Source organism: Rhodococcus sp. BS-15 (genome assembly GCF_000813105.1).
In the GTDB taxonomy this organism is placed as follows: domain Bacteria; phylum Actinomycetota; class Actinomycetes; order Mycobacteriales; family Mycobacteriaceae; genus Rhodococcoides.
Genome location: NZ_BAOX01000586.1, coordinates 1 through 884 on the forward strand (window position 1 = coordinate 1; position 884 = coordinate 884).

The following is an 884-nucleotide window of genomic DNA, read 5'->3' on the forward strand; positions in this document are numbered from 1 at the left end:
CGCGGCACCCGGTCGGTGAGCCGGCCAGTCCATCGACGATTCCGCCGCCGTGCCCGCGCAGGCGCAGCGGCGCGAGGTGGTCGAGGGCGCTGCGAAAACCGGTGGCCCACAGGATCACATCGGCATGCTGACTCGACCCGTCCTCCCACACCACCGAATGCTCCGTGATCGACGAGAACATCGGCTTCCGGTCGAGCGCGCCGCGGTGCTGAGCAGCAGCCAACGACGGTGTCAGCAGCAGTCCGGTCACCGAGACGACTGAACCGGGCGGCAGGCCAGCGCGCACCCGCTCTTCGACCATCGCGACGGCCTTGCGTCCGGCATCGTGATCGAACTCGCTGTCTCGGAACACCGGTGGTCGGCGCGTCACCCAGGTCGTCGTGGTGACCTGGGAGATTTCGTCGAGCAGTTGGACGGCCGAGATGCCGCCCCCTACCACGACGACGTGCTTGCCCGCGAACTCGTCGGCAGTCCGGTAATCCTTGGTGTGCAATTGCCTGCCTGCGAACGTCTCGGCTCCGTCGTAGTGCGGAACGAACGGCTTCTCCCACGTCCCGGTCGCATTGATCAGCCCCTCGGCCATGACGACGGTCTCGCCGGCTTCGACCCGGAACAAGGGTTCGCGGTCGCACACGACTGTCACCGTGACGGGGCGTCGAACATGCAGTTCGAAGCGTTCCTCGTACTTGCGGTAGTACCGGGGGACGGCATCGGCGGCCGCGACGCTCTCGGCGGGCTCGTCTCCGAGCGTGTCCGCAAAGGCCATACCGGGCAGGTCGTGCACCCCGTTGACGGTGCTCAACGTCAGCGAGGGCCAGCGGAACTGCCACGCGCCGCCCGGGCCGGGGGGAGCGGTCCAACATCACGAAGCCCTCGCCCGCGGA

Annotated in this window: 1 pseudogene; it reads right to left on the reverse strand. The window is 68.2% G+C overall.

From position 1 onward, the window contains the following. Positions 1-884, reverse strand: a pseudogene (locus RHBS_RS28105) (NAD(P)-binding domain-containing protein); the annotation flags it as partial.